The sequence below is a fragment of the Micrococcus sp. GbtcB5 genome (assembly GCF_019091605.1).
GTDB lineage: Bacteria > Actinomycetota > Actinomycetes > Actinomycetales > Micrococcaceae > Micrococcus > Micrococcus luteus.
Map to the genome: position 1 here is coordinate 1 of NZ_JAGXJK010000364.1, position 243 is coordinate 243.

The following is a 243-nucleotide window of genomic DNA, read 5'->3' on the forward strand; positions in this document are numbered from 1 at the left end:
GTCGGGACGGTCAGCCGCGGAAGCGCGGGAAGGCGGAGCGGCCCGCGTGGCCAGGTCCTCCTCGATGCGCAGCAGCTGGTTGTACTTGGCCACGCGGTCCGAGCGGGCCGGGGCGCCGGTCTTGGTCTGGCCGGCGTTGGTGGCCACCGCGAGGTCCGCGATGAACGTGTCCTCGGGCTCGCCCGCGCGGTGCGAGATCATGCAGGGGAACATGTGGCGCTGGGCCAGGGGGATCGCGTCGAA

At 72.8% G+C, this 243-nt stretch carries 1 pseudogene; it reads right to left on the reverse strand.

From position 1 onward, the window contains the following. Nucleotides 1-10: 10 nt before the first annotated feature. Nucleotides 11-243: pseudogene (eno, locus tag KVS67_RS12720) on the reverse strand (phosphopyruvate hydratase); the annotation flags it as partial.